Origin of the sequence: Exiguobacterium sp. CH10, assembly GCF_018617635.1 — a bacterium.
GTDB lineage: Bacteria > Bacillota > Bacilli > Exiguobacteriales > Exiguobacteriaceae > Exiguobacterium > Exiguobacterium aestuarii_A.
Map to the genome: position 1 here is coordinate 1 of NZ_JACSKO010000015.1, position 1,264 is coordinate 1,264.

Annotated in this window: 10 tRNA genes and 2 rRNA genes; all 12 read right to left on the minus strand. The window is 48.4% G+C overall.

Annotated features, from left to right (window positions below):
• Window positions 1-60 (minus strand): 16S ribosomal RNA (locus tag KNP04_RS15195); the annotation flags it as partial.
• A 101-nt stretch (window positions 61-161) separates the two neighbouring features.
• Window positions 162-238, minus strand: a tRNA-Pro gene (locus tag KNP04_RS15200).
• A 6-nt stretch (window positions 239-244) separates the two neighbouring features.
• Window positions 245-321, minus strand: a tRNA-Arg gene (locus KNP04_RS15205).
• Window positions 322-324: 3 nt separating this feature from the next.
• Window positions 325-412 (minus strand) — tRNA-Leu (locus KNP04_RS15210).
• Window positions 413-421: 9 nt separating this feature from the next.
• A tRNA-Gly gene (locus KNP04_RS15215) sits at window positions 422-496 on the minus strand.
• 16 nt (window positions 497-512) lie between these two features.
• Window positions 513-593, minus strand: a tRNA-Leu gene (locus KNP04_RS15220).
• A gap of 40 nt (window positions 594-633) precedes the next feature.
• A tRNA-Lys gene (locus KNP04_RS15225) sits at window positions 634-709 on the minus strand.
• Window positions 710-721: 12 nt separating this feature from the next.
• Window positions 722-797, minus strand: a tRNA-His gene (locus KNP04_RS15230).
• 10 nt (window positions 798-807) lie between these two features.
• Window positions 808-883, minus strand: a tRNA-Thr gene (locus KNP04_RS15235).
• Between the two features lie 8 nt (window positions 884-891).
• Window positions 892-967 (minus strand) — tRNA-Phe (locus tag KNP04_RS15240).
• 19 nt (window positions 968-986) lie between these two features.
• Window positions 987-1,062 (minus strand) — tRNA-Asp (locus KNP04_RS15245).
• A gap of 75 nt (window positions 1,063-1,137) precedes the next feature.
• A 5S ribosomal RNA gene (gene rrf / locus KNP04_RS15250) occupies window positions 1,138-1,254 on the minus strand.
• Window positions 1,255-1,264: the final 10 nt, after the last annotated feature.

A 1,264-nucleotide genomic window follows, 5' to 3' on the forward strand; every position in this document is an offset into this window, starting at 1 on the left:
TTGCATGTATTAGGCACGCCGCCAGCGTTCGTCCTGAGCCAGGATCAAACTCTCCAAAGAATTTGATATAGCTCTTAAATTGACGAAGCTTGCGCTTCATTCAAAAAATTGTAAAACTTATTTTTGCCTCATCGTTCAGTTTTCAAAGACCAAAAATTAAATGGTCGGGAAGACAGGATTCGAACCTGCGACCCCTTGGTCCCAAACCAAGTGCTCTACCAAGCTGAGCTACTTCCCGTAATAATGGTGCACCCTGAGAGATTCGAACTCCCGGCCTTTAGATTCGTAGTCTAACGCTCTATCCAGCTGAGCTAAGGGTGCATATGGTGCGGTCGAGAGGACTTGAACCTCCACGGTGTTAACCACCACTAGGCCCTCAACCTAGCGCGTCTACCGATTCCGCCACGACCGCGTATTAAGATGGAGCGGAAGACGGGATTCGAACCCGCGACCCCGACCTTGGCAAGGTCGTATTCTACCACTGAACTACTTCCGCATAAGTATTTTAGAGATGCGGGTGAAGGGACTCGAACCCCCACGTCAAGGACACTAGATCCTAAGTCTAGCGCGTCTACCAATTCCGCCACACCCGCATGTGAAATTACGTATTTAGTAATAAAAATTAATGAGAAATGGTGAGCCATGCAGGGCTCGAACCTGCGACCCTCTGATTAAAAGTCAGATGCTCTACCAACTGAGCTAATGGCTCATTAAATTTTAATGGGGCGGCTGAAGGGAATTGAACCCTCGAATGCCGGAATCACAATCCGGTGCGTTAACCACTTCGCCACAACCGCCATGAAAAAATGGTGCCGGCGAAAGGATTCGAACCCTCGACCCTCTGATTACAAGTCAGATGCTCTACCAACTGAGCTACACCGGCGCGTTATATGGTGGCTTTGGACGGAATCGAACCGCCGACACAAGGATTTTCAGTCCTTTGCTCTACCAACTGAGCTACAAAGCCATAAATATTAAATTAAAAATGGCGGTCCCGACGGGATTCGAACCCGCGATCTTCTGCGTGACAGGCAGACATGTTAACCCCTACACCACGGGACCGTTTTAAGTCATATCGACTTTACCTATTTTAAAGGTCATTTTATGTAAAGTCAATAACTTTTTTAAAAAAATAAAGCCTGGCAACGTCCTATCCTCACAGGGGGAGATCCCCCAACTACTTTCGGCGCTGAGACGCTTAACTTCCGTGTTCGGCATGGGAACGGGTGTGGCCGTCTCGCTATCGCCACCAGACTTTACAGGG